Source organism: Mycobacterium sp. E2462 (assembly GCF_001672685.1).
Classification (GTDB): Bacteria; Actinomycetota; Actinomycetes; order Mycobacteriales; family Mycobacteriaceae; genus Mycobacterium.
This window is the reverse complement of record NZ_LZKC01000027.1, coordinates 1-748: the sequence shown is the minus strand read 5'-3', so window position 1 is coordinate 748 and position 748 is coordinate 1. Positions and strand designations below refer to the sequence as shown.

Genomic DNA, 748 nt, shown 5'->3' with positions numbered 1-748 from the left:
CGCGCCGCAGATCCAGCCGGTCAGGGGCACCAGCGCCGCCAGCGCCACGCACTCGAGCAGCTCCACGGCCCGGCGCGGGACGCGGCCTTCCAGTCGCAGCGCCCGCACCACCGCGGCGTCGTCGAGGTTTACAACGGCCCGCCGGCCGTCGTAGAGGAGGTACGCCGGCGAGCCCGGCGCCGGTGCCGCCAGGATGGCCTGCCCGGCGGGGAGGCGGCGCACGCTGTGCTCGGCCGGCCGGCCGACGACGACCGTGGTGGCGCCGTCGCCGTCGCACACCGACCACACCAAGTCGGCCGCCGCCAGCGGCGCCCCGAGGTATTGCGGCGCACCCGGAATGCCCAGCGGCGCACCGAGCTTGGCGCGAGCGAGATCGGATGGGCGCACCGGTTGGGGGTCGACCGGCGCCCCCGCGATCAACCGGGCGGAGGCGAGGTTGAGCACCGGATGCCAGGTGTCGTCCACGCGGACGAACAGCGCGCCGGAGTTGCGGTCCAGCACCAGCCGCGCCCGGTCCAGCGTGACCTGCGGGCGCAGCCACCCCAGCAGCGCGCACCCGGCCACGGCCATCGCGGTCAGGGCGGCGCCCACCGCCAGCGCCGTGAAGCGCGCCCGCGCGCGCCCGGCGGCCTCACCCAGCAGCGCGCATTCCAGGCGGCGCAGCCAGAAGCGGTGCGCGCTGAGCTGCAGCCCTGCGCTCGCCTGCGTCGGCATCGGCCCACGTTAGACCGCAGGTCAGCGGCGCCGG

At 77.1% G+C, this 748-nt stretch carries 1 protein-coding gene; it reads right to left on the bottom strand.

Translation table 11 applies throughout. The features are described 5' to 3' along the window. Positions 1-714, bottom strand: a 714-nt coding sequence (eccB, locus tag A5714_RS01585) for a type VII secretion protein EccB (protein ID WP_068282034.1), incomplete at its 3' end; no start/stop codon positions are given. Between the last annotated feature and the right edge of the window lie 34 nt (positions 715-748).